This is a genomic window from Burkholderia sp. Bp9142 (genome assembly GCF_003853415.1).
GTDB lineage: Bacteria > Pseudomonadota > Gammaproteobacteria > Burkholderiales > Burkholderiaceae > Burkholderia.
The window spans coordinates 88176-109960 of the sequence record NZ_QTPP01000008.1 but is presented as its reverse complement, the minus strand read 5'-3'; the positions used below and the strand labels follow the sequence as shown (position 1 = coordinate 109960).

The window sequence follows — 21785 nt, the reverse complement described above, 5'->3', positions numbered from 1 at the left end:
CCGCATGTCGAAACGTTCCGGACCGGAAGTTTTCGGCTCGATTCCGTCGATTTCCGGGTTCTCCGGGAATGTCCGAAATTACCACGCCAACGTCATCGCGTCGGTTCGCGCGTGTGGCTTTCGAAATGCCTTCATGACGATGGCCAATGCCGTCACGGCGGGCGTCCGCCCGATTTTTGGGATTCCGTTTCGGAACGCTTTCGATTCCAAACCGATGCTTTACGTTTTTTCGGGAATCTCTAAAGTAGGGCTATCGCCGGCACGCAATGACCGGCCACAGATTGCGGAGACAGCAACGCCATGCCTTCATTTCCCACACACGTCGTGATTCGCGAGGTCGGATTGCGCGACGGCCTGCAAAGCATCCAGACCATTGTGCCGACCGAGCGCAAGATCGAATGGATCGCCGGCGCATACGCAGCCGGCCAGCGCGAGATCGAAGTCGGCTCCTTCGTGCCGGCGCGACTCCTGCCGCAACTGGCGGACACCGCGGAACTCGTCGCGTACGCCAAGACGCTGCCGGGCCTCGCCGTATCCGTTCTGGTGCCGAACCTGAAAGGCGCACAGCGCGCCATCGACACCGGGGCCGACCTGCTGCTCGTGCCGTTGTCCGCGAGTCGCGAACACTGCCTCGCGAACCTGCGCAAGACACCCGACGAAGTCGTCGCCGAGGTTGCGCGCATCCGCGCCGAGCGCGATGCCGCCGGGTCGAGGACGCTGATCGAAGGCGGAATCGGCACGGCATTCGGCTGCACGATCCAGGGGCGCGTCGAACCGGACGAGGTCCTGCGCTGCATGCAGGCGTTGCTCGATGCGGGCGCGGATCGCGTCAGCCTCGCCGATACGGTCGGCTATGCGGGGCCGGCGGCCGTGCGCGAGTTGTTCGAGCGTGCGCGTCGCATCGCCGGCGATCGCTTCTTTTGCGGACATTTTCACGACACGCGCGGCCTCGCGCTCGCCAACGTTCATGCCGCGCTCGAAACCGGCGTCGCACGTTTCGACGCGACGCTCGCCGGCATCGGCGGATGTCCGCACGCGCCGGGCGCAAGCGGCAATGCGTCGAGCGAAGACCTGGCGTTCATGCTCGCCGACATGGCCATCGATACGGGCATCGACCTGACGGCGCTGCTGGCGCTGCGTGCGAAAGTCGCGCGCTGGCTCGACGGCGAATCGCTGCACGGCGCGCTGTGGCGGGCCGGCCTGCCGAATACATATCGCGCGTCGACCGCGCTCAATGCCTGAGGACAGCATGGAAACCAACGCAAGACTCCCGCTCGACGGCGTGCGCGTGATCGAGTTCACGCACATGGTCATGGGGCCGACGTGCGGGATGATCCTCGCGGATCTCGGCGCGGAGGTCATCAAGATCGAACCGCCCGGCGGCGACAAGACCCGCACGCTGCAGGGCCTCGGCATCGGCTTCTTCCGGACCTTCAACCGCAACAAGAAGAGCGTCGTCCTGGACATCGGCACGCCGGAAGGCAAGGACGCCGCGATCGAACTGATCGGCACCTGCGACGTGATGCTCGAGAATTTCCGACCGGGCCTGATGACGAAGCTGGGCCTGGACTACGACACGCTGTCGAAGGTGTTCCCGCGGCTCGTCTATGTGTCGCACAAGGGCTTCCTACCCGGACCGTACGACAAGCGTCTCGCGCTCGACGAAGTCGTGCAGATGATGGGCGGGTTGTCGTACATGACGGGGCCGGTGGGCCGGCCGTTGCGCGCGGGAACGTCGGTCAACGACATCATGGGCGGCATGTTCGGTGCGATCGGGGTGCTCGCGGCGCTGCGCGAACGGGATGTCACCGGACGCGGCCAGGAAGTGCAAAGCGCGCTCTTCGAGAACTGCGTGTTCCTCTGCGCACAGCACATGCAGCAGTATGCAATGACGCACGAAGCGCCGCCGCCGATGCCCGCGCGCGTGTCCGCATGGAGCGTCTATGACGTGTTCACGCTTGCCGACGACGAGCAGCTGTTCATCGGCGCCGTCAGCGACAAGCAGTTCGTCACGCTGTGCGACGTGCTCGGCCGGCCGGATCTGCCCGCCGAGCCGCGGTTTGCCAGCAACGCGCTGCGGGTGGCGGTCCGGCCGGCGTTGCTCGACGTCCTCGGCGACATCCTGAAGGACCACCGTGTCGACGAACTGACGCCGAAGCTCGAAGCCGCGGGCATTCCGTACGCACCGATCGTGCGGCCGGAGCAATTGCTCGACGATCCGCATCTCAAGGCCAGCGGCGGCCTCGTGCCGATGGAGGCCGACGACGGCACGACGACCGACGTCGTGCTGCTGCCGCTGACCATGGGCGGGCGCCGGCCGGGCGTCCGCCAGGCGCTGGCCCGGGTCGGCGAGCACACGCACGAGATTCTTTCGCGGCTGACCGGCCGCGCGGCCGCATGACCCTCGAGCGCATCGGCAGCGATCCGATCTGTCGAGGTGTTGCGGCACAAACACGTTGAGAACCGCGCGCCGTGCATGACGTGCGCGGCTCGAAACACCGGCAGACGGACCACGATCCAACAACAAGGCCGTCGACATTCGCCGTATCCAGGAGACATTCATGCAACCCACAGTCACCGCGGATTCCCGTCCGCACGATTCGCCCTTCATCGATGTCGACGTCATTCCGGGCGCGGCGATCGCCGCGCGCATGGATCGTCTGCCGATCACCCGCCATCTATGGATGCTGGTGCTGCTGATTTCGCTGGGCGGCTTTTTCGAAGTCTACGACCTGATCTTCACCGGCTATATCGCGCCGGGCATGGCGAAGAGCGGGGTGCTGCAAACGACCACGCACGCGTTTTTCGGCTTCACCGGGATCGCCGGCTTCATCGCCGCGACGTTTGCCGGCCTGTTCGTCGGGACGTTCGGGCTCGGCTGGATGCCCGATCGCTACGGCCGGCGCGCGGTGTTCACGGTGTCGCTGCTCTGGTATTCGATCGGTTCGGTGATCATGGCATTCCAGACGACCGCCGAAGGCATGATCCTGTGGCGCTTCATCACGGGGATCGGCGTCGGGGTCGAGATCATCACGATCGACAGCTACGTGACGGAACTCGTCCCGCAGCAGATGCGCGGCCGCGCGATGGCGTTCAACCAGAGCGTGATGTTCGCGGCCGCGCCGGTCGCCGCGATCCTGTCGTACTGGCTCGTGCCGACCACGGTGTTCGGGTTCGACGGATGGCGCGTCGTGGTGCTCGCGGGCGCGCTCGGTGCGCTGCTGGTGTGGTTCATCCGGCGCGGTGTGCCGGAGAGTCCGCGGTGGCTCGCGATGCATGGGCGGGTCGACAGGAGCGACGCGATCGTGCGCAACATCGAGGCGATCGTCGAACGTCAGTCGGGGCAGCGGCTGCCGCCGCCGGCGCCGGTCGTCGAACAGCCGCGCCATCGACGCGCATCGCTCGCGGAGCTGTGGCAGCCGCCGTATCGATCGCGCCTCGTGATGCTGATCGTCTTCAACTTCTGCCAGGCGATCGGCTATTACGGTTTTGCGAACTGGGTGCCGACGCTGTTGATCAGCCAGGGCATCACGGTCACGAAAAGCCTGCTCTATTCGTTCATCATCGCGTTCGCGTTGCCGGTCGGGCCGCTGCTCGCGATGGCCGTCGCCGACCGGATCCAGCGCAAATACCTGATCGTCGGCGGCGCGCTGGTCGTGATCGTGTGCGGGACGGCGTTCGCGCAGGTCAAGGCGGTGGTGCCGCTCATCCTGCTCGGCGTGTCGATCAGCTTCGCCGGCCAGATCATCTCGGTCTGCTACCACGCATACCAGGCGGAACTGTTTCCGACGGCCGTGCGGTGCCGGGCCAACGGCATCGTGTACTCGGCCAGCCGGGTCGGCGCGATGATGTCGGGCTTTTCGATCGCGTTCCTGCTCCGGGATTTCGGGTTGCCCGGGGTGTTTGCCGGCATCACGGCGTGCATGCTGGCGGTCGCGGTATCGATCGGGTTCTTCGGGCCGAAGACCAACGGCGTGCGCCTCGAGGAACTGAACCGTTGACGCTCTGTTGAAGGAGCGACGACGTGCGCACGCAGGCCGGTGCGCAGGATCGCCGGGTTGCCGTCGCATTTGCCAGGGCGCGTGGGTGGCGACGGATCAACCGATCACTTCCGTTTCGGTTTGACCGTCCCGGCTGGCCAGCTTTCCTCGTCCAGCAGGCGCGCGAACAGTCGATTCCGCATGGCGCCGGATAGTGGCGTCAGACCGAGCAGCACGTTGAACGCAATGCCGCTTGCCGCGAAGTAACGCAGCAGCGAGAGCTCGAAATCATCCGACTCCTTGTCCATGGTCTTCAGCTTGTCGGCATCGGCATTGTCCCGGCCCGCGAGCAGTTCCGGGCTTTCGATGATTGCCGCCAGTACCGCGCGTGCGACCGAGTTCGGTTGATTGATCGCTTCCCGAAAAATCGCGATCTGGGCCGCGAGGGTCGGCTCCGCCTTTGACGCACCCTCCTTCACGAGGTAATCGCGCCCGTACTGTTCGAATTGCTGCTGCTGGAATTCGAGCAGCGCCTGGAGCACGCCCTGCTTGGTACGGAACTGATGCAGCAACCCGCCCTTGCTGATGCCGCTTTCACGCGAGAGCGCGTCAAACGTCAAGCCACCGACGCCATCGCGCGTGAGGATGCCGAGTGCTGCATCGATGGCCTTCTTGCGGGAAATTTCCGAGCGGGTCTGGTTGTCCATTGAGTCGTCGTGATGGCGTCGCGCTTGCGCGCGGTGATGGGGCGGCAGGGCGAGGCGGGCATCAAGATGATGCGCTCGGCCGCAAGCCCGGCATTGTACCTTGGTGATGACCTGTCATAAAACAAACCGGGTAGACGGTTTACTTATGAGGGAGGCGGTGCTACGCTTGCCTCGCGTCAATCCATTGGCAAATTCACCTCTGGTGCCGGCCGAGCGCCTTCCACGGAATCCGACATGCTCACATCCAAATTTGGCTCTTTCATTTTTTCCGGCGTCACGGTGCTGACGCTGGCCGCATGCGCTGGTGTGCAGCCCGTTGCCTATTCGGGTATTGCCTCCGCGCCACAGTTGACACAGAACCGCGGCGGTGACGCTGAAAAGGTGCCGTACCGATATGCGGCGCGCGTGGACTGGTCGCAATACCGGCAGGTGATCGTGGATCCGGTCGTCGTGTATGCCGGTCAGGACAATCAGTTCGGCGACTTGAAGACCGACGACAAGACCGCGCTTGCCGATTACATGGGGAAGGTGTTCGCCGACAAACTCGCGAAGCGCTTCCAGGCCGCGTCGAAGCCATCCCCTGCGACACTGCGCGTCCGGCTCACGCTCACCGGTGCGGAAAAGACCACGGCGGTTGTCGGACAAGCGATGCACTTCGATATCGCCGGCAATCTCTACAACGGCGTGCAGGCGATTCGGGGCGGCAAGGGGGCGTTCAGCGGCTCGATTTCATACGCCGTCGAAGTCTACGACAGCACGAGCGGTCAACTGCTGACCGCCTATGTGACGAAGCAATATCCGAACGCCATGAATCTGCCGGCTGCATTCGGTTCGCTGAGTGCCGCCCGGACCGGTATCGACAAGGGCGCGGATGCGCTCGTTGCCCAACTCCGCTGACGGCAGCGATGTCACGCCCGCTGCGAAGCGGCGGGTCGATGTCGGGACATCCGGAATGAGCCAACCGAAATTGACGAGGAGCCGGGAATATGCGCGAAATCGCCTCTCTCATTCTTGATACACCGCCACCACTCATGGTTTCGATCGTGTTCCTGGTCGCTTACATGGCGATCGGGATTCCTGCTCAGTTGATCCGCGGCGCGCTTGCACGGGACATTTTCGGGACGATGGCCGGTGTCTTTGCGTCGCTGTTCTATCTGACAGTCGTGCTGGGCTTCCAGACCGACATCCAGGACCTGTCTCGATGATCGCGCGCGGGACTGCGTCGACTGCGGGCGACGCAGTGAACCCGCTGGAGTCACATTGATTGCTTAACTGTCGCGCAGCACCGAGCATTGGCAGAAAGCACGCGTCGTTTCCCGACGGGATGCGGGGGTTGCCGGCGAAGCACCTGCCTCGTGCGGGCACGAACGCCAGTCGATAACACGAGCGGCGTTCAACGACGTTTTCTCAGTTTTCATTGATCCGAGGTTGAATGCCGGAGATCGCTCTGTCCATCTCCGGCAGGATCGTGGTTCGACCTTTGCGAAGCCATGCTTGTCCAGCCGAACTCATGTAGAAATCGTTGACGCTCCGGAGTTCGCTTACCGTGAAATTCCTTGCGCAGCTATCCGTCAACTGCTTGAGTACCGGATCCCTGAGATCGTTGACGGAATCTTCGACCCTCTCGCGATGGGTGCTGGCATCCGCCGATCCGGCTGGCCCGCGCTTGCGATCGACGGCATCGTACGATTTTCTGACGAGATCGCGGATACGTTGGTCCATATCATCTTCGATGCCTGAAGACCTGAGCGCCTGACGGCAAAGGGTGCGTTTCTCGCCGAAGCGATTCAGATCATCGAGGCCGCGAAACTGAGCGTGTGCCGTCGAAATGAAACTGATCGCTGCCATGCACGACACGATCGGTGTGAAGTATGAAATTTTCATCTGGCACCGTTCTGGAAGCCGTTCGTCAGGTAAGGAACGTCGGTTGAAAATATCGTCACGATGATGAGGACGCTCACGAGTGCTGCAACAAGCGGGGCTGCAAGATAAAGCAACTTGATGATTGAAGATCCGGGGCTCGCGGTGGGTGTGGTCGGGTGGCGCATGATCGGTGTTCGATGGGTGAAAGAAGGGATTCGGGTCTGCTGCGCTCGCATCGATGGATGCCGTCATTTGAGCGTTGGTTGACGCTGGGGCAACGGCACATCGGGCTTCAGCGTGTTCGTTACGCGTTGAGCGATCGATCGAACAGGGCAGGCCGTCGCGTGTACGCGATTCGACGTGCGAGCCATGCTAACATACAAACCGTCTAGACGGTTTGTATGTTAGCATGGTCTTACCGGGTGCAGGTTCCGTCAGTCAGGTCTGCTCGGAAGATGCGCCGATCGTTACCAGGAGGTGTTTATGAAATGGTTCGTCCGTGCCGTTTGCGTTGCCGGCTGTATCGTGCTTGGCGGATGCGGCCTCGCTGCAGCGCCGTGTCGTATCGCGTCTGCAGGGATCAAGATCGTGCCGGTCGTCGGGCACGTGGCCGCGGCGCCGACCGACGCGTGCGCGACCGTGATCGATCCTTGAGTCAGGATCAGGATTTCCGGTCAGGTGCTGGATATTGCGGCTGTCTGCTGTCCGTCGGCGCCGCAAGGCTTCACCGATACGTCCACGACCGGTGCATCACGAACATCGTCGGGGGGATCAGCAGCGCGATCGCGACGATGGCCCAGCCGCGCGGCACGTCGAGCAGCTCGGCGGCGCGTGCGAGCAGCATCGTTTCGGCGAAGCCGGCCAGCGCGACGGTCAGATAGCGCAGCAGGTTGCGCGAATGCACCGTCGACGAGAAGCTCCACAGCGTATTCGCGAGATACGAGAACGCCGTCGCACAGACGAACGCGACGGCGTTCGCGAGCACCTGCGTCGCATCGAACAGCGCGTACATCGCGGATGCGACCAGCACGTGCAGCGCGGTCGAGCACAGTCCGGACAGGCCGAAGCGCGCCAGCCGCACGCGCTCGGCATAGAGCAGTTCGAACATCGCGGCCTCCGCCGGTCAGCGCTCGCCGACCCGCACGCGGGCCGGCTGGACGCGGGCCGGTTGCAAGCGGCGGCGTGCGTTCGCGCGCCGCGCATCGCGCGCGACCGGCAACTCGATCACCTTGCCGTGGGCCTGGTAGCGGCGGCGAATCAGATAGACGGGACGTTGCTTCGACTCGTCGTAGATGCGCCCGATATACTCGCCGACGACGCCGATGCCGATGAGCTCGATCCCGCCGATGAACAGCGTGACCGACAGCAGCGACGCATAGCCGAGCACCGGATTGCCGAACAGCAGCGTGCGGCCCACGATGAACGCGCCGTACAGGAACGCGAGCGCGGCAATGCTGAGGCCGATGTAGGTCCAGCTGCGCAGCGGCACGGTGCTGAAGCTCGTGATCCCCTCGAGCGCGAAGTTCCACAGCTTCCATCCTGAGAACTTCGAGTGTCCGGCGCTGCGCGGATCGCGCTGGTATTCGACGATCACGGTCCGGTAGCCGACCCACGCGAACAGCCCCTTCATGAAGCGGTGCCGCTCGGGCAGGCTGCGCAGTGCGTTCACGACCTTGCGGTCCATCAGCCGGAAGTCGCCGACGTTCTCCGGCAGCTTCACGTCCGACAGCAGATTGTGCACGCGGTAGTAGATCGCGGCGGCGGTGCGCTTCGCGAACGAATCGCACGCGCGGCTGCTGCGCTTCGCGGCGACGACTTCCGCGCCGTCGCGCCAGTGCTCGAGCATCACCGGAATCAGGCTCGGCGGATCCTGCAGGTCGGCGTCGAGCGGGATCACTGCGTCGCCGGAGGCTTCGTCGAGGCCGGCCGTCAGCGCCGCTTCCTTGCCGAAGTTGCGCGTGAGATCGATGACGCGCACGCGGCGGTCGCTCATGCTGACCCGGATCAGGCGTTCGAGCGTATCGTCGCGGCTGCCGTCGTTCACACAGACGATCTCGAAGCGGATCGCGTCAAGGCCGGCCATCAGCGGAATCACGACGTCGAAGAAGCGTTCGACGGCTTCGCCTTCGTTGTAGAACGGCACGACCAGCGAGACGAGCGGCGTGTAGAGTGGTTCGCGCATGATGGGTTCCCCTGTAATCGCGTGTCAGCGGCCGATGCCGAAGGTCGGGCGGCCGATGCGGCGCAATCCGTGCGCCGGGCGGTGGTGTGATCGGACCGGATGCGTGAAGCCGGTCTCGGTCGAGTTGTCGCGTGCGTCGGGCATCGACGGCACGTCGTGCCTTTCTTGTGCAATCCGGCTGACGAGCAGCGCCAGCGACGCCAGCGTGACGAGCGGCATGAACTGGAACGACAGATGCGGCACCAGCACGAGGCCGGCGAGCGGCATCACCCACAACAGCAGCAGCCATTCGCGATCGAAGCGCCGCCAGCCGTGCGTCCATGCATAGCGTGCGTACCAGGCGATCACGAGCCCGTACCAGGTCAGGTCGTAGTCGTACAGGTAGGGGCCGACGATCAGGGACGCGCACGCGAGGGTCGCGGCGCGCAGCGCATACGAACACGCGCCGCGCCACGAGTACACGACGACGATTGCGGCGGTTGCGGCCGACAGCAGCTGCAGGCCGAGCGCGACGGAAGCGGGCCAGCCGGCGCTCGTGGCAAGCACGAACACGGTCGGCATGCGTGCGAGCCGCGCATGGCCAGCGCCGATGATCTGGTATGCGTCGTGCAAGCCGTGCGCGAATGCGATCCATGCGTCTACGCCGAACACGAGCGTCGACAGTGCGATGCCGACGGCGATCGTCGCGGCCCACGCGGTCATCGCGCGCCATTGTCCGGCGCACAGCAGCGCGAGCGGAAACAGAACCGCCATCTGCGGCTTCATCGTCAGCATGCCGAAGCAGATGCCGGCGATGACGGGACGGCGATTCAGCATGAGCAGACCGCAGCCGGCGAGCGTCGCGGTCAGGAGGCTCGTCTGCCCGACAATCACCGCGAGAAACGCGCCGGGGAACGCGAGCGCGCAGAGCAGGGCTGCATTGCGCTGTACGGTTGCCCGGATCGTCGCCGCGAACAGCGCGTATGTGAGGCCGAGCCACAGCACCTGCGCGAGCAGGTACGGCAGCCAGCCGAGCGGCAACACGAACAACAGCATCGTGGGCGGATAGAGCCACGGCAGCGAACCGTCCGCGGCGCTCATCGTCGGAATCGCGAGCTTCTCGACCAGGAACAGCGAGGGGAAATGCCACGCGCTGATCCCATGGCCGTGCACGCCGAGACGCGCGGCGGCCCAGAGCGGCGCGATATCCTGCGCCAGCGGTTCAGGCACGGAGGTATGCGACAAATGCACGCGTGCGAGGTAGACGCAGAGGAACAGTAACTCCGTCAGCAGTACCGCTGCCGCATAGAGGTGCACCCGATCACGATTGAGCCAATGCGGGAAACGGCGCGGGCCGGCGATCGGCAGTTCCGGATGTGCGTCGACAGCCGAATCGACGTGCAGAAGGGCGCGCGGCGATTTCATCGTGCATTCTCCGACGCAAGGGTCGAGCGACGCACGACCACGAACAGGACGGCGAGCAGTACGACCGGCCCGATCTGCGGCAGCTTCGTTATCCGGTTGAACACCTCGAATATCGGCAGCAGCCACGCGATCACGATCACGATCTGGTCTCCCGGCAGCCAGCCTTCGTCGAGTCCATGGGCGATCACGCAGAAGATCGCGATGCCGAGCCAGGCCAGTTCGTAATGCCACAGATAGGGTGTCGTCAACAGCGTGGCGACCGCCAGCGCCGCGCCGCGCAGCCGCATGTCGGCCGTGCGACGCCAGACATGAACGGCGGCGGCGATCGCGAGCAGCCCCACGGTGGCTTGGGCAGCGAGCGAGACCGGAATCGATGCACCCGCGAGCCGCAGCGCCGCGAACGGCGTCGGCGAAACGAACCAGTAGGCAGGAAGGGTGAAATGCATGCCGCGCACGATCGACATCGCCTGAGCCAGGCCTGTCAGGGAGCTGGTGCCGGTCAGCGCGATGCCGGCCGCCGTGAACAGCATGGTCGTGACCGCTGCTGACGCGAAGGTGCGCCACGAGCGCGTCGCGACCAGCACGAACGGAAACACCATCGCCATCTGCGGCTTGACGGCGAGCAGCCCGATCAGCACGCCGGCGACGACCGGGCGCCGGCCGAGGAAATGCAGAGCAAGTGCGGCGATGCCGGCGGTCAGGATGCTGTTCTGCCCGTACAGGACGGACGCGAACACGCCCGAGAAGGCGAGCACGACGAGCGCGGCGGCGCGCGGAACGGGCAGGTGCGCACGCAGGCCCGACAGTCGCAGGACGGCGTACGCATAGCATAAAAGGCTGCCCGCAAAAAAGAGGAAATACGCGGGCAGGAAAGGCACGAGGGCAACCGGCGCGATGAACAGCAGCATCGTCGGCGGATAGAGCCAGGGCAGCGATTGGTGACCGATATAGGCACCGAACCGCGCCACCTCGGCATGGGAGAAGAAGACCGGATCGTAGATCGCTGCGGCATGGCCTTGCAGCACGAGATGTGATGCGGTCCAGAAGACGGAGAAGTCGACGCCCGGCCGTGCGGAGGCCTGTGACGTGAAGGCGTCCGTCACGACGCCCCAGGTGACCAGGAATGCAACACACAGCATCAGCATGATGCAGCTGTATGGAATGATTCTGTCCGCTGTCAGCCATTGAGCACAGCGTTTGGCGCGATAGCGCACTCCACGATTGGCTGTGTACATGATGCCCCGTCTGCAGTGAAGGCTGCCTGGTCTGCCGCAGCCCTTTTGTGTTGTCGTGTATCCGGATCGAATCGCATTCGATGGCGCTGTCCGGTGAATGCATTGTTGGAGAAAAAATCGTGTGACGCAAACCGCAGGCCGAATCGCGAGACGTCGATTCGGCAGCGATATGGCCGAAAACCGGGTTTTCACGTCTGAGAAAACCGCGCCAGCGCAAATGATGTTTCTCGCTTGAAACATTTCGTGTTTTTCGCCGCTTCGGCGGCGCGTGGAATTTGCGTCGGCCGAGCGGCCTTGCGGATTCGGGAAAGTCCCGAGAAAATTTTTTTGTGCCCTTGCACAGCACAACCGCGCCCCATCGTCACGCGGCACCGGCCTGCATGCGTATATCAAATCTGAAACATTTCGTGCCTCGCGCCGCGACCCGACAGACGGGTGAATCGCCGAAACCCTTGCTGCGCCTGAATTTCTCCCCGGCTGGCCTGCTCTTTGCGTCAAGGTCCGCACGACAGTCGACGACGTGATGAACGACCGGTTGAAGCAACAGACTGACAAAACCGGACTCAATCACCTGCGGAAAGCAACGGATCAAGGGCGCGTCGGGGAATACGCCGCCCAGGCCTTGAAAACCGCCGGAAACGTCGACCGAGCGAATAGGCGACGGCATCGTCCGCGCAACAAGAATCACATGACAGCATTTGGGGAATAAAAATGAAAGACCAGAGCACGTCGCGGCTTGCATGCCGCGAAGAAAACCTGCAGCAACCTCGACGCGTCAGCGTCGTCCTCTCGATCCGTATTCATGCCCGGGACGGTCGTTTCGCCGTTCTGCTCGATCGCGCCATTCGCCTGATCGCAGCGCGCATGCACATCACACGCATCAGCTCACCGACGATCGTTCCCGCGGCCAGGCTCGTACCCTGCCGCGTGCGTCGCTGAGCGCCGCACCCGAATTCATTTGTTGTGCCGGTGGTACCTGCTCCCCGCGTCGATCCCCGACAAAGGGGTTTTTATAGTAGTGCGAAAGGAGAATAGCCATGTCCACGTTCATCCAGAAAGTCCGCGGTTTCGTCCAAGACGAGCAAGGCGTGACGGCCATCGAATACGGCCTGATTGCCGCGCTGATCGCAGTCGGCCTCGTTGCAGCACTGACGCTGGTCGGAAACGATCTCAAGGACGTCTTCAACACGATTGCAGACGACCTCAACGCGGCGATCTGAATGGCGGGGCGGCGAACGGCGGGTCCGGCCCGTTCGTCGCCATCCCGTCGCTCGAGCAGGGCCGGACACCCACACACCCAACAGATGTCGAATGGACCGAACGGCGGATGACTCGGCCGGTGCACTGCTCGAGTCTCCCCCGCTCTTTTGATCAACCGAATCGGAGGCCGTCATGCGGGCCAGGGGACATGCGGTAGCGGTATCGCGATGGATCGACGACGAGCAGGGGGTGACGTCGATCGAATATGCGCTGATCGCGGCAGTGTTCGCCACCGTCGTGCTGGGAAGCGTGGTCGTGCTGAAAGGGTCGGTTGAAGATGTGTACAACATGATCGCGTCGATCGTGACCGAGGCGGTCAATACCGCACTGGGTCAGTGATCCTGACTATTCCGTTGAATCGAGGTTCGCCATGTTGCCTGCCGCGCTGCCTTATCCGGTTCCGTTGTGCGTGACGCTGCTCGTCGTCGTCGCGGCCAGCACGGATATCACGAGCCGCCGCATCCCGAACCGGCTCGTCGTGATCGCGCTGGCCGGTGCGCTGATTGCCCAGTGCGCGCTGCACGGCGTCCAGGCTGGCGCACTCGCATGGCTTGCCGGCGCCGCGACCGGCTTCGGCCTGCTGCTGCCGTTCTATCTGCTGCGCGGGATGGCCGCGGGCGACGTGAAGCTGATGCTCGCGATCGGCGCATGGGTTGGCGCGCAGATGACGTTCTACATCGTGCTGGCCACCTTTCTGGCCGGCGGGATCGGCGCGATCGGCCTTGTACTGCTGCGCGGACGCATGCGCCAGATGTGCGCGAACGTCCGGGCGCTGATCGCGCGTGGTTCGACCCGCACGTATGCAGGGGCAACCGACGGCCCCGTGGAAGTCTCGTCGGTCGGCGCGTTGCCGTATGGCGTGGCGATTGCCGCCGGCACGCTGGGCATGCTGTTCGTTTCGTGCGTATAGCGCGACGAACCCGCAACGAGGATGACACGCACATGAACACGATCACCACCGAACCGAGGCGCGACGCCCAGGTTGCACACCTGCCGCAGCCGTCGCCGTCGCGGGAGGCGCATGCGAAGCCGGGCACGCAATTGCCTGCGGCGCCGCGCTCGCTCGAGGAAACCGGACTGAGCCAGGCGTTCGTCGCAGGGCTCGTGCTGAAGTCGACGCTGGTGCTCGGCCGCCCGTCCTACGGCGACCTGATCGAGCGCCACTGCCTGCCGCTCGCGGTGCTCGACGACATCTTTGCGTTCCTGGTACGCGAGCATCTGGTCGAACTGACCCATCGCGGCAAGACGGACCTCGACGTGACGTTCCGCCTGACCGATGCGGGCCGCGTGGCCGCGCTCGAAGAGCGTGCGCGCAGCAGTTACAGCGGGCCCGCGCCGGTGACGCTCGACGCGTATCTCGACTGCGTGTCCGTCCATTCGGTGCGCAAGTTGCGCGTGGCCCAGAACGACGTGTGGGCCATATTCGAAGGCGTCGTCATGGATACGGCGATCCTCGATTCGGCGGCCGCCGCGCTGAACTCCGGCCGTCCGCTTCTGATCTACGGCCCTGCCGGCAGCGGCAAGACCTTCCTCGCGGAGCGGCTCGGCGCGCTGATGGGCGGCCACGTGCCGGTGCCGCACGCAATTTATGCCGCGGGCGAAGTGATCCAGATCTACGACCCGCTCGTGCATGTCGACGCGGCGTCGCAAACGGACGGCCAATCGATCGATCGCCGCTGGCGCCTCTGCGAGCGGCCGGTCGTGATGTCCGGCGGCGAGCTGACGCTCGACGAGCTCGACCTGCGCCGCGATGAAGCGGCGGGCTTCTACCAGGCGCCGCCGCACATGAAGGCGAACATGGGCATGTACATCGTCGACGATCTGGGCCGCCAGCGTGTCGCGCCGCGCGACCTGCTCAACCGCTGGCTGCGTCCGCTCGATCGCGGCGTCGATTTCCTGACGCTCGAGTCCGGCAATCGCTTCGTGCTGCCGTTCGACGTCTGGCCGGTGTTCTCGAGCAACCTGGCGCCGGAGCAGTTCGCCGACGACGCGTTCCTGCGCCGGCTCGGTTCCAAGCTTCACGTCGGCGCGTTGTCGATCGACCACTACCGCGCGGTGTTCGACGCCGCCTGCGAGTCGCTCGGCCTGGTATCGACGCAGGACGCATTCGACTATCTGCTGCACCGGCTGCACCTGCCGACCGGCAAGGCCTATCTCGCATGCTTCCCGATGGATCTGCTGCGTCTCGTTGCCGCCGGCGCGCGGTATCGCGGCGATCCGCCAGAAGTGACGCACGACGCGCTGCACGACGCATGGGCCAGTTATTTCGGCACGGCGCCCGAGCGTGACGGCGGGTATCTGCCGCCTGCCGAGCACGGCGGTCGCACGCACGTAACCGGTTGAGCCGTTTCTTTCACGATTCGTTGAGGAGCATTGCCATGAAAAACAGTCGAGCGGTCATGATGCTGATCGTCGCGATGGTCGCGGGGCTTGCCGCGGTCGTGTTCGCGTCCCGCTGGTTGATGAATACCTCCAGCAGCTCGGTCACGACGGTCGCGGTGGCGACCACCGACCTGAACCTGGGCGAGCCGCTGGGGCCGAACCAGATCCGCATGGTGAGCTGGCCGTCGGGCAGCGTGCCGACCGGCGCGTTCACCGACACGAAGGAACTCGAAGGGCGCGTCGTGCGCACGAGCCTCGCCCGCGGCGAGCCGGTGATCGAGTCGAAGCTCGCGCCGGTCGGCACGAAGGGCGGGTTGTCCGCGGTGATCGCCGACGGCAGCCGCGCGATCACCGTGCGCGTGAACGACGTGGTCGGCGTCGCGGGCTTCGCGCTGCCGGGCAACTACGTCGACGTGATCGTCAACACGCAGGAACAGCAGGGCAAGACCGACGGGCAGAGCATCTCCAAGATCGTGCTCGAGCACATCCTCGTGCTGGCCGTCGCGCAGCAGGTCAGCCGCGACGACACCGCACCGAAGGTCGTCAACGCGGTGACGCTCGAAGTCACGCCCGACCAGGCCGAACGCCTCGACCTCGCGCGCAGCGTCGGCACGCTGTCGCTCGTGCTGCGCAACCAGGTTGACCAGAAGACCCTGACCACCGACGGCGCGACCAAGCTCACGCTGCTCGGCAAGGCTCCGGTACCCGACACGCCGGCACCCGCACCCGTGCGCGTGAAGACCGTGCGCGTGCACGTCGCTTCGCACGCGGCACCGGAAGCGCGCCGCGATTGTGTCGGCGTGCTGACCGGGGTGCGGGGCAGCGTCGAATGTTTCTGAAACATAGAACACACATCCAGATAAACAGATTCACCAGATCGGCCGCCGTCAGGGCACGGCGGCCTTGAAAGTCGACAACCGGCATCTCGCCGGTCACTCGGGGGATCAGACGAAATGAAGATCAATCCGCAATATTCAGGTACCGGCCCGGTGCGCACGCGCATCGCACGGGGCACGATGATGGTCGCGATCCTCTGTATGGGAACGCTGACCGTGTACAGCGCACTGGCCCAGGAAGGCGCCGAATCGGCCGCGCTGATGAAGGGCGGTGCCGCCGCGCCGGCTGCCGTCGCCAAGGGACCGATGCAGATGACGATCAGCATGGCGCCGGCACCGGCGGCCGCGCCTGCCGCGTCGGCGGGGCCGCTGCGCGGGCCGAACTGCGTGGGCGTGATACGCGAGTCGACCAGCGTCAGCGTGCCGCTCGGCAAGTCGCTGCTGGTGCCGATGCCGGAGCCCGTCCGCAACCGGACCATCGGCAACCCGGCCGTCGCGCAGGCGACGATGGTGTCGCCGCAGACGCTGTACATCCTCGGGTTGACCGTCGGCACGACCAACATGATCGTGCAGGGCAAAAGCGGCGCATGCCGCGTGATCGACGTGGCGGTCGGCGCCGACGCCGGCGGCCTGCAGGCGTCGCTGATGCAACTGATGCCGAACGAGCGCGACATTCACGTGTCGACCGCCGCCGGCACGATCGTGCTGGCAGGCAACGTGTCGAACTCGCAGGCCGCGCAGCAGGCCGTGCAGATCGCCCGTGCGTACAGCGATAGCGCCAGTGACGGCGGCGGCAAGGGCGGCGGCGTGCTGAACATGCTGGCCGTCACGTCGCCGCAGCAGGTGATGCTCGAGGTGAAGGTCGCCGAAGTCTCGAAGACGCTGATCAACCAGATGGGCAGCGCGTTCAACATCCAGGGCGGTTTCGGCTCGTGGAGCGGCGCGCTCGTCAGCAACCTGCTCGCGGGCGTCGCAAGCGGCGCGATCTTCAACAAGGCGAACAACAAGCCGTTCAGCATCGCGGCCGATGCGCAGAACACCGACAACCTCGTCAAGATCCTCGCGGAGCCGAATCTCGTGACGATCAGCGGCCAGGAAGCGACCTTCCTCGCCGGCGGCAAGATCTTCATCCCGATCCCGCAGAGCAGCGGCAACGGCACATCGTCGATCACGCTGCAGGAAGAGGAGTTCGGTGTCGCGCTGAAGTTCACGCCGACCGTGCTCGGGAACGGCCGGATCAGCCTGAAGGTCGCGCCGGAAGTGTCGGAACTGTCGCAGACGGGCGTCACGCTCAGCGCGACCAATATCGGCGGCACGTCGATCCTGCCGCTGATCACGACGCGGCGCGCGTCCACGACGGTCCAGATGAGCGACGGCGAATCGTTCGCGATCGGCGGGCTGATCAAGGACAACGCGAGCGGCGCGCTGAAGGCGATCCCCGGCGTCGGCGAGGTGCCGGTGCTCGGCGCGCTGTTCCGCAGCACGTCGTTCCAGCAGGACCGCACCGAGCTGATCTTCGTGATCACGCCGCACCTGGTGAGGCCGCTGCAGACCGCCGACGTACCGCTGCCGACCGACAGCTTCTCGAAGCCGAACGAAGTCGACGTGTATGCGACCGGCAACATGGAAGGCCGCAAGGGTGTCCGCAAGGCGGGCGCGCAACCGGCGAACGGCGCGATGGACGCACCGCAGACGCCGGCACCTGCTCCCGCACCGCAATCGGCTGCACCGGCCGTACCGGCCGCCGCACTGCCCGCGCCGCGTGCGCCGCAGCCTGCCGATGCACCGGCGCCGGTGCCGGCACAGCCGGAGAAGGCCGCGGCTGCGGCGGCCGACGCGGCAGGGGCGGTGAGCGTCGAGGCGGCGCCTGCCGCGCAGCCGCAGCCGCAGCCGCAACAGCAACCGCAGGCCGATGCGGCCAGTGCGGCGCGGATCGCGCGCATCGAAGCGGCTGCCGCGCGTCTCGCGGCCGCTGGTTCTGCCACGCCGGCAAAACCCGAGCCGCGTTCGAAGCACAGCTTGCCGGCCGCCGCCCATGCGCAGATCGCGCGGGCGAATGCGGAACCCGCGTCCACCGATCGTTGAAGCCATCCAAGGGGAAGCTCATGAAATCCGCCTACCTCGTATTCGCGCGCCGCGCGGCGCTCGCAGTCCCGCTCGCGTTCGCGCTCGCCGGCTGCATGTCGTCGACCCCGGTGTGGGACAGCCGCTTCGGCGACTCGGTCCGCGCCGTCATGCAAGCCCAGATCATCGATCCGCATGCCGCCGAACACGCGGCATCGCGCCCGGGGGTCGACGGCAGTGCCGCCGCGAACGCGCTCGACAACTACGACAAGTCGTTCAAGCAGCCCGAGCCGAAAGCCAATGCATTCGTGATCGGGATCGGCAAGTCGTCGGGGCAATAACACAGGCATGCTCAGGGAGAACGCCATGTCCAGCGCAGCTCGTCATCCGAAACTCACGCGTCGCAGTCTCCGTCGTCAGCAAGGCGCCGTCGCGATCATCGTCGGTCTCGCACTGGCGGTGATGATCGGATTCGTCGGTCTCGCGCTGGACCTCGGCAAGCTGTACGTCACGCGCAGCGAACTGCAGAACAGCGCCGATGCGTGCGCGCTGTCCGCTGCGCGCGACCTTACGTCGGCCATCAGCCTGCAGGTCGCGGAAGCGGACGGCATCGCCGCCGGCCACTCGAATTTCGCGTTCTTTCAGCAGAACGCGGTACTGATGCAGACGGATTCGAACGTCACGTTCAGCGATTCGCTGACCAATCCGTTCCTGACGAAGACGGCGGTCGCCACGCCGGCGAACATCAAGTACGTGAAGTGCACGGCGGAGTTGAGCAACATCGCGCACTGGTTCATCGAGATACTCAACACGATCCCGGGCGTGCAGGTCGCGAACGCGGCGCAGGTCGCGGCGAGCGCGATCGCGACGGTCGGCTCCGGGCAGACCACCTGTGCGATCCCGGTATTCGTGTGCCGTGCGTCGGCCGCCGCGCCGTACAAGGTCGGCGACTGGATCTCGTCGCCGTCCGGCTCGTCGTCGACATACGGACCCGGCAACTTCGGCTGGGCGGCGCTCGACGGTTCGACGAGCGAGACGACCATCGCCAGCGAACTGTCCGGCAATAGCTGCAACATCACGTCGCCGCCCGACCTCGGTTCGACGGGCCTGAAGTCCGCGGCACTGCGTGCCTGGAATACCCGCTTCGGCATCTACACGAACGGCGCCAACGGCTCGAGCGGCCAGCCCGACTTCACCGGCTACGCGTATGTCGGCCCCAACTACGGGCCGCCGGGAACCGCGGGCATCGTCGGCGACGCATACGCGCAGTTCGTGCTCGATCGCGCGAGCTTCAAGTCCTATCAGGGCGACGGCGCGCCGCCCACCGGCAGCGGCATCTCGACCAACGGGACGGCGACGGCAAGCAACTACCAGACGTTCGGCGGCGACCGCCGGCTCGCGCTGGCCCCCGAGGGCGACTGCTCGACGCTGAGCGGGGCAAGCAGCAAGCTGCACGTCACGCAGTGGGACTGTGTATTGATGCTCGATCCGTTGCCGTTCAGCTCGGGAAGCGGCGCGGTCACGGCGCACCTCGAATACCTCGGCTCGACAGCGTCGGGCACGACGCCCTGCGCGACGCACGGCTTGCCGGGCAGCGGCAGTTCGGCCGGCATCAAGGTCCCGATGCTCGTTCAATAGAGGAGACGCGATCATGAAAAGGCTCCCGATTCGCCGGTCACGCATGCGCGGTGTCGCCGCGGTCGAGTTCGCGCTCGTGCTGATGCCGATGATCGTGCTCGCGACCGGCGTGGCCGAGTTCGGCCGCGCGATCTACCAGTACGAGACCATCACCAAGGCGACGCGCAACGCGGCGCGCTACCTGTCGGTCTTTCTGCCGACCGACAGCGCGTATCCGCTCGCGCAGGCGCAGTGCCTCGTCGTGTACGGCAGCACCACGTGCGGCTCCGCCGGCACCGAACTGGTGCCGGGGCTCACGACGTCGATGGTGATCGTCTGCGACGCCGCGCATTCGACCGATTGCGCCGACGCGTCCGACCCGCCGCAGTTCGCGAACCTGCCGACGTACGACTCGACCAACAACGCGGCAAGCGGCACGGCGACCGGCAGCATCAACGTCGTCGAGGTGAAGGTGAAGGGCTACCAGTACCAGCCGATTCCGGCCTACCCGGGGCTGTCCTCGATCACCTTCGGCAACATCATCACCGTGATGAGGCAAGTGTCATGAACGCGCGCCCCTTTCCGCTGTCGCGCCGCCGCGTCCAACGTGGCGCGACGATCGTCGAGTTCGCGCTGATCGCGTCGATCCTGATCATGCTGCTGATCGGCATCTTCGAGTTCGGGCGCGTGCTGTTTTACTGGAACACCGCGACCGAAGCCATCCGGCTCGGCGCACGCACGGCGATCGTCTGCGACGTGAACGCCGCCGGCGTCGTGAAGCGCGTGAAGTCGATGCTGCCGATCCTGTCGAACGCGAACGTGTCGGTGGCCTACACGCCATCGGGCTGCGACGTGAGCTCCTGCTCGTTCGTGACGGTCAGCATCACCAACGTGACGGTCAGGACGATGATTCCGATCGCGAATGTCGCGATCACGATGCCGCCATTCACCACGACGTTGTCGCGGGAAAGCCTGAATTCATCGACGGGCGGCACCGCCTGTCAATAATCGAACCGACGAGGCACAGCCATGATCAATATCCTCGTAGCTGCCGAAGATACCGCCCGGCTCACGCAGATCGCGCGCCTGGTCACCGACAGCGGACACTATCGCGTGACGCGCGCGCATGGACGGCCGTCCCAGATCGAGCATCGCACCGACGGGCTCGATTCATTCGACATCCTGCTGATCGACGGCGCGACGACCGATGGGGCCGAGCTGTCGGCGATCGAGCGGATTTGCCGGCTGCACCCGGGCCTGACCGGCATCCTGGTGACCGCGGATGCGGCGCCGCACGTGCTGCTGGACGCGATGCGCGCCGGCGCGCGCGACGTGCTGCAGTGGCCGATCGACCCCGCGGCGCTCGCCCGTGCGCTCGAACGCGCCGCCGCGCAAAGCACGCGGCGCGACAGCGACGATACGCGCTTCGTGTCGTTCATGTCGTGCAAGGGGGGCGCAGGCACGAGCTTCGTCGCGAGCAACGTCGCGTACGAGATCGCCGAAGGCTTCAAGCGCCGCGTGCTGCTGGTCGATCTCAACCAGCAGTTCGCGGATGCCGCGTTCCTCGTCAGCGACGAGACGCCGCCGTCGACGCTGCCGCAGCTGTGCACGCAGATCGAACGGCTCGACGGCGCGTTTCTCGACGCGAGCGTCGCGCACGTGACGCCGACGTTCCACGTGCTCGCGGGCGCGGGCGACCCGGTCAAGGCCGCCGAGATGCGCGAGGACGCGCTCGAATGGATCCTCGGCGTCGCGGCGCCGCGCTACGACTTCGTGATCTTCGACATCGGCGTCAGCATCAATCCGCTGTCGATGATCGCGCTGGATCGCAGCGACCAGATCCAGCTCGTGCTGCAGCCCGCGATGCCGCACGTGCGCGCGGGCCGCCGGCTGCTGGAGATTCTCGTGTCGCTCGGCTACCCGACCGACCAGTTGCGGCTGGTGGTGAATCGAATGACGCGCGCGAGCGAACGGTCCCGCGCCGCGCTCGAGGAAGTGCTCGGCCTGCACGCCAGCAGCACGATACCGGACGACGTCGACACCGTGCGCGAAGCGCTCGACCAGGGGCATCCGGCCTCGCGCGTCGCACGCGGCGCCGCGGTGACGCGTGCGTTGCAGGCCTGCGCGAAGCAGATCGTCGAAGGGGACGTGCGCACGAAGCGCGGCACGTCCAGCAGCGAACCGTTGATGTCCCGGCTGTTCGGCCGCAAGGCCACGCCGAAGCTCAAGTCCATGTGAATCTTTCGGGGAAACCA

Annotated in this window: 25 protein-coding genes; 19 read left to right on the top strand and 6 right to left on the bottom strand. The window is 65.4% G+C overall.

Translation table 11 applies throughout. The features are described from left to right. Positions 1-4 precede the first annotated feature (4 nt). The 4 genes from DIE22_RS11555 to DIE22_RS11540 all read left to right on the top strand — a co-directional run bounded on the left by DIE22_RS11555 (position 5) and on the right by DIE22_RS11540 (position 4001). Positions 5-328: a hypothetical protein gene (locus DIE22_RS11555; protein WP_124605132.1), complete on the top strand. Its 324-nt coding sequence runs from the start codon at positions 5-7 to the stop codon at positions 326-328. Next, positions 301-1242, top strand: coding sequence for a hydroxymethylglutaryl-CoA lyase (locus DIE22_RS11550; protein WP_124605131.1), 942 nt, complete (start codon positions 301-303; stop codon positions 1240-1242). Before DIE22_RS11555 ends, DIE22_RS11550 begins: the two co-directional genes overlap by 28 nt. A gap of 7 nt (positions 1243-1249) precedes the next feature. After that, complete coding sequence (locus DIE22_RS11545; protein ID WP_124605130.1) at positions 1250-2401, top strand: CaiB/BaiF CoA-transferase family protein; 1152 nt, start codon at positions 1250-1252, stop codon at positions 2399-2401. Positions 2402-2561: 160 nt separating this feature from the next. Continuing rightward, positions 2562-4001, top strand: coding sequence for an MFS transporter (locus tag DIE22_RS11540; RefSeq protein WP_124605129.1), 1440 nt, complete (start codon positions 2562-2564; stop codon positions 3999-4001). Between the two features lie 104 nt (positions 4002-4105). Here DIE22_RS11540 and DIE22_RS11535 read toward each other — a convergent pair whose 3' ends face one another. Beyond that, positions 4106-4687 carry a TetR/AcrR family transcriptional regulator gene (locus DIE22_RS11535; protein ID WP_124497384.1) on the bottom strand — a complete coding sequence of 194 codons (582 nt, stop codon included), beginning with the start codon at positions 4685-4687 and terminating at the stop codon, positions 4106-4108. Between the two features lie 234 nt (positions 4688-4921). Between DIE22_RS11535 and DIE22_RS11530 the strand changes: the two genes are divergently transcribed. Together DIE22_RS11530 and DIE22_RS11525 are read left to right on the top strand one after the other, a co-directional pair. Next, on the top strand, positions 4922-5584 hold the full coding sequence (locus DIE22_RS11530) for a DUF3313 domain-containing protein (protein ID WP_124605128.1): 663 nt from the start codon (positions 4922-4924) through the stop codon (positions 5582-5584). A gap of 89 nt (positions 5585-5673) precedes the next feature. Next, entirely contained in the window at positions 5674-5892 is a 219-nt protein-coding gene (locus tag DIE22_RS11525) for a hypothetical protein (RefSeq protein WP_124497386.1), read from the top strand. Between the two features lie 202 nt (positions 5893-6094). Here DIE22_RS11525 and DIE22_RS11520 read toward each other — a convergent pair whose 3' ends face one another. Beyond that, a complete protein-coding gene (locus DIE22_RS11520) occupies positions 6095-6802 on the bottom strand; it encodes a DUF2059 domain-containing protein (RefSeq protein WP_124605127.1) in 708 nt (235 codons plus the stop codon). A 231-nt stretch (positions 6803-7033) separates the two neighbouring features. On the opposite strand from DIE22_RS11520, the gene DIE22_RS39180 reads away from it, so the two are divergent. Next, positions 7034-7204 carry a DUF6726 family protein gene (locus DIE22_RS39180; RefSeq protein ID WP_311767439.1) on the top strand — a complete coding sequence of 57 codons (171 nt, stop codon included), beginning with the start codon at positions 7034-7036 and terminating at the stop codon, positions 7202-7204. A gap of 70 nt (positions 7205-7274) precedes the next feature. On the opposite strand, the gene DIE22_RS11515 is transcribed toward DIE22_RS39180, so the two are convergent. From DIE22_RS11515 to DIE22_RS11500, 4 genes are read right to left on the bottom strand one after another with little or no spacing between them, the layout of a single operon-like run. Further along, positions 7275-7658: a GtrA family protein gene (locus DIE22_RS11515; RefSeq protein WP_124497388.1), complete on the bottom strand. Its 384-nt coding sequence runs from the start codon at positions 7656-7658 to the stop codon at positions 7275-7277. A 15-nt stretch (positions 7659-7673) separates the two neighbouring features. Further along, positions 7674-8732, bottom strand: coding sequence for a glycosyltransferase family 2 protein (locus DIE22_RS11510; RefSeq protein ID WP_124605126.1), 1059 nt, complete (start codon positions 8730-8732; stop codon positions 7674-7676). A gap of 24 nt (positions 8733-8756) precedes the next feature. Then, a complete protein-coding gene (locus DIE22_RS11505) occupies positions 8757-10136 on the bottom strand; it encodes a glycosyltransferase family 87 protein (RefSeq protein WP_124605125.1) in 1380 nt (459 codons plus the stop codon). After that, positions 10133-11371, bottom strand: coding sequence for a glycosyltransferase family 87 protein (locus DIE22_RS11500; protein ID WP_124605183.1), 1239 nt, complete (start codon positions 11369-11371; stop codon positions 10133-10135). The genes DIE22_RS11505 and DIE22_RS11500 overlap by 4 nt, the downstream gene beginning before the upstream one ends. 711 nt (positions 11372-12082) lie before the next feature. Here DIE22_RS11500 and DIE22_RS11495 point away from each other — a divergent pair. From DIE22_RS11495 to DIE22_RS11440, 12 genes are all read left to right on the top strand, one after another. After that, complete coding sequence (locus tag DIE22_RS11495; RefSeq protein ID WP_124497391.1) at positions 12083-12310, top strand: hypothetical protein; 228 nt, start codon at positions 12083-12085, stop codon at positions 12308-12310. Between the two features lie 98 nt (positions 12311-12408). Next, a complete protein-coding gene (locus DIE22_RS11490; RefSeq protein ID WP_124497392.1) occupies positions 12409-12591 on the top strand; it encodes a Flp family type IVb pilin in 183 nt (60 codons plus the stop codon). Between the two features lie 172 nt (positions 12592-12763). Continuing rightward, positions 12764-12970 carry a Flp family type IVb pilin gene (locus DIE22_RS11485; RefSeq protein WP_124497393.1) on the top strand — a complete coding sequence of 69 codons (207 nt, stop codon included), beginning with the start codon at positions 12764-12766 and terminating at the stop codon, positions 12968-12970. A gap of 31 nt (positions 12971-13001) precedes the next feature. Next, a complete protein-coding gene (locus DIE22_RS11480) occupies positions 13002-13541 on the top strand; it encodes a prepilin peptidase (RefSeq protein ID WP_124497394.1) in 540 nt (179 codons plus the stop codon). A 32-nt stretch (positions 13542-13573) separates the two neighbouring features. After that, positions 13574-14974, top strand: coding sequence for an ATP-binding protein (locus tag DIE22_RS11475; RefSeq protein WP_124605124.1), 1401 nt, complete (start codon positions 13574-13576; stop codon positions 14972-14974). Between the two features lie 35 nt (positions 14975-15009). After that, entirely contained in the window at positions 15010-15852 is an 843-nt protein-coding gene (gene cpaB / locus DIE22_RS11470; protein WP_124497396.1) for a Flp pilus assembly protein CpaB, read from the top strand. A gap of 114 nt (positions 15853-15966) precedes the next feature. Further along, complete coding sequence (locus DIE22_RS11465; protein WP_124605123.1) at positions 15967-17934, top strand: type II and III secretion system protein family protein; 1968 nt, start codon at positions 15967-15969, stop codon at positions 17932-17934. Positions 17935-17954: 20 nt separating this feature from the next. Next, the gene (locus tag DIE22_RS11460; protein ID WP_124497398.1) at positions 17955-18254 is read left to right on the top strand and encodes a hypothetical protein; all 300 of its coding nucleotides are present in this window, start codon (positions 17955-17957) and stop codon (positions 18252-18254) included. A gap of 25 nt (positions 18255-18279) precedes the next feature. Continuing rightward, positions 18280-19551 (top strand): pilus assembly protein TadG-related protein, encoded by a 1272-nt coding sequence (locus DIE22_RS11455; protein ID WP_124497399.1) that lies wholly within the window; start codon positions 18280-18282, stop codon positions 19549-19551. A 13-nt stretch (positions 19552-19564) separates the two neighbouring features. Beyond that, entirely contained in the window at positions 19565-20098 is a 534-nt protein-coding gene (locus DIE22_RS11450) for a TadE/TadG family type IV pilus assembly protein (protein ID WP_124497400.1), read from the top strand. Beyond that, positions 20095-20538, top strand: a complete 444-nt coding sequence (locus DIE22_RS11445) for a TadE/TadG family type IV pilus assembly protein (protein ID WP_124497401.1) — start codon at positions 20095-20097, stop codon at positions 20536-20538. Before DIE22_RS11450 ends, DIE22_RS11445 begins: the two co-directional genes overlap by 4 nt. 21 nt (positions 20539-20559) lie before the next feature. Then, positions 20560-21768: an AAA family ATPase gene (locus DIE22_RS11440; RefSeq protein ID WP_124497402.1), complete on the top strand. Its 1209-nt coding sequence runs from the start codon at positions 20560-20562 to the stop codon at positions 21766-21768. Positions 21769-21785 lie beyond the last annotated feature (17 nt).

Coding starts and splice junctions, on each gene's coding strand:
- DIE22_RS11455 (WP_124497399.1), top strand. CDS start 18,280: ATGTCCAGCGCAGCTCGTCATCCGAAACTCACGCGTCGCAGTCTCCGT.
- DIE22_RS11465 (WP_124605123.1), top strand. CDS start 15,967: ATGAAGATCAATCCGCAATATTCAGGTACCGGCCCGGTGCGCACGCGC.
- DIE22_RS11525 (WP_124497386.1), top strand. CDS start 5,674: ATGCGCGAAATCGCCTCTCTCATTCTTGATACACCGCCACCACTCATG.
- DIE22_RS11515 (WP_124497388.1), bottom strand. CDS start 7,658: ATGTTCGAACTGCTCTATGCCGAGCGCGTGCGGCTGGCGCGCTTCGGC.
- DIE22_RS11550 (WP_124605131.1), top strand. CDS start 301: ATGCCTTCATTTCCCACACACGTCGTGATTCGCGAGGTCGGATTGCGC.
- DIE22_RS11475 (WP_124605124.1), top strand. CDS start 13,574: ATGAACACGATCACCACCGAACCGAGGCGCGACGCCCAGGTTGCACAC.
- DIE22_RS11540 (WP_124605129.1), top strand. CDS start 2,562: ATGCAACCCACAGTCACCGCGGATTCCCGTCCGCACGATTCGCCCTTC.
- DIE22_RS11440 (WP_124497402.1), top strand. CDS start 20,560: ATGATCAATATCCTCGTAGCTGCCGAAGATACCGCCCGGCTCACGCAG.
- cpaB (WP_124497396.1), top strand. CDS start 15,010: ATGAAAAACAGTCGAGCGGTCATGATGCTGATCGTCGCGATGGTCGCG.
- DIE22_RS11450 (WP_124497400.1), top strand. CDS start 19,565: ATGAAAAGGCTCCCGATTCGCCGGTCACGCATGCGCGGTGTCGCCGCG.
- DIE22_RS11490 (WP_124497392.1), top strand. CDS start 12,409: ATGTCCACGTTCATCCAGAAAGTCCGCGGTTTCGTCCAAGACGAGCAA.
- DIE22_RS11520 (WP_124605127.1), bottom strand. CDS start 6,802: ATGACGGCATCCATCGATGCGAGCGCAGCAGACCCGAATCCCTTCTTT.
- DIE22_RS11485 (WP_124497393.1), top strand. CDS start 12,764: ATGCGGGCCAGGGGACATGCGGTAGCGGTATCGCGATGGATCGACGAC.
- DIE22_RS11480 (WP_124497394.1), top strand. CDS start 13,002: ATGTTGCCTGCCGCGCTGCCTTATCCGGTTCCGTTGTGCGTGACGCTG.
- DIE22_RS11500 (WP_124605183.1), bottom strand. CDS start 11,371: ATGTACACAGCCAATCGTGGAGTGCGCTATCGCGCCAAACGCTGTGCT.
- DIE22_RS11505 (WP_124605125.1), bottom strand. CDS start 10,136: ATGAAATCGCCGCGCGCCCTTCTGCACGTCGATTCGGCTGTCGACGCA.
- DIE22_RS11460 (WP_124497398.1), top strand. CDS start 17,955: ATGAAATCCGCCTACCTCGTATTCGCGCGCCGCGCGGCGCTCGCAGTC.
- DIE22_RS11530 (WP_124605128.1), top strand. CDS start 4,922: ATGCTCACATCCAAATTTGGCTCTTTCATTTTTTCCGGCGTCACGGTG.
- DIE22_RS11495 (WP_124497391.1), top strand. CDS start 12,083: ATGAAAGACCAGAGCACGTCGCGGCTTGCATGCCGCGAAGAAAACCTG.
- DIE22_RS11445 (WP_124497401.1), top strand. CDS start 20,095: ATGAACGCGCGCCCCTTTCCGCTGTCGCGCCGCCGCGTCCAACGTGGC.
- DIE22_RS11545 (WP_124605130.1), top strand. CDS start 1,250: ATGGAAACCAACGCAAGACTCCCGCTCGACGGCGTGCGCGTGATCGAG.
- DIE22_RS11510 (WP_124605126.1), bottom strand. CDS start 8,732: ATGCGCGAACCACTCTACACGCCGCTCGTCTCGCTGGTCGTGCCGTTC.
- DIE22_RS11535 (WP_124497384.1), bottom strand. CDS start 4,687: ATGGACAACCAGACCCGCTCGGAAATTTCCCGCAAGAAGGCCATCGAT.
- DIE22_RS39180 (WP_311767439.1), top strand. CDS start 7,034: ATGAAATGGTTCGTCCGTGCCGTTTGCGTTGCCGGCTGTATCGTGCTT.
- DIE22_RS11555 (WP_124605132.1), top strand. CDS start 5: ATGTCGAAACGTTCCGGACCGGAAGTTTTCGGCTCGATTCCGTCGATT.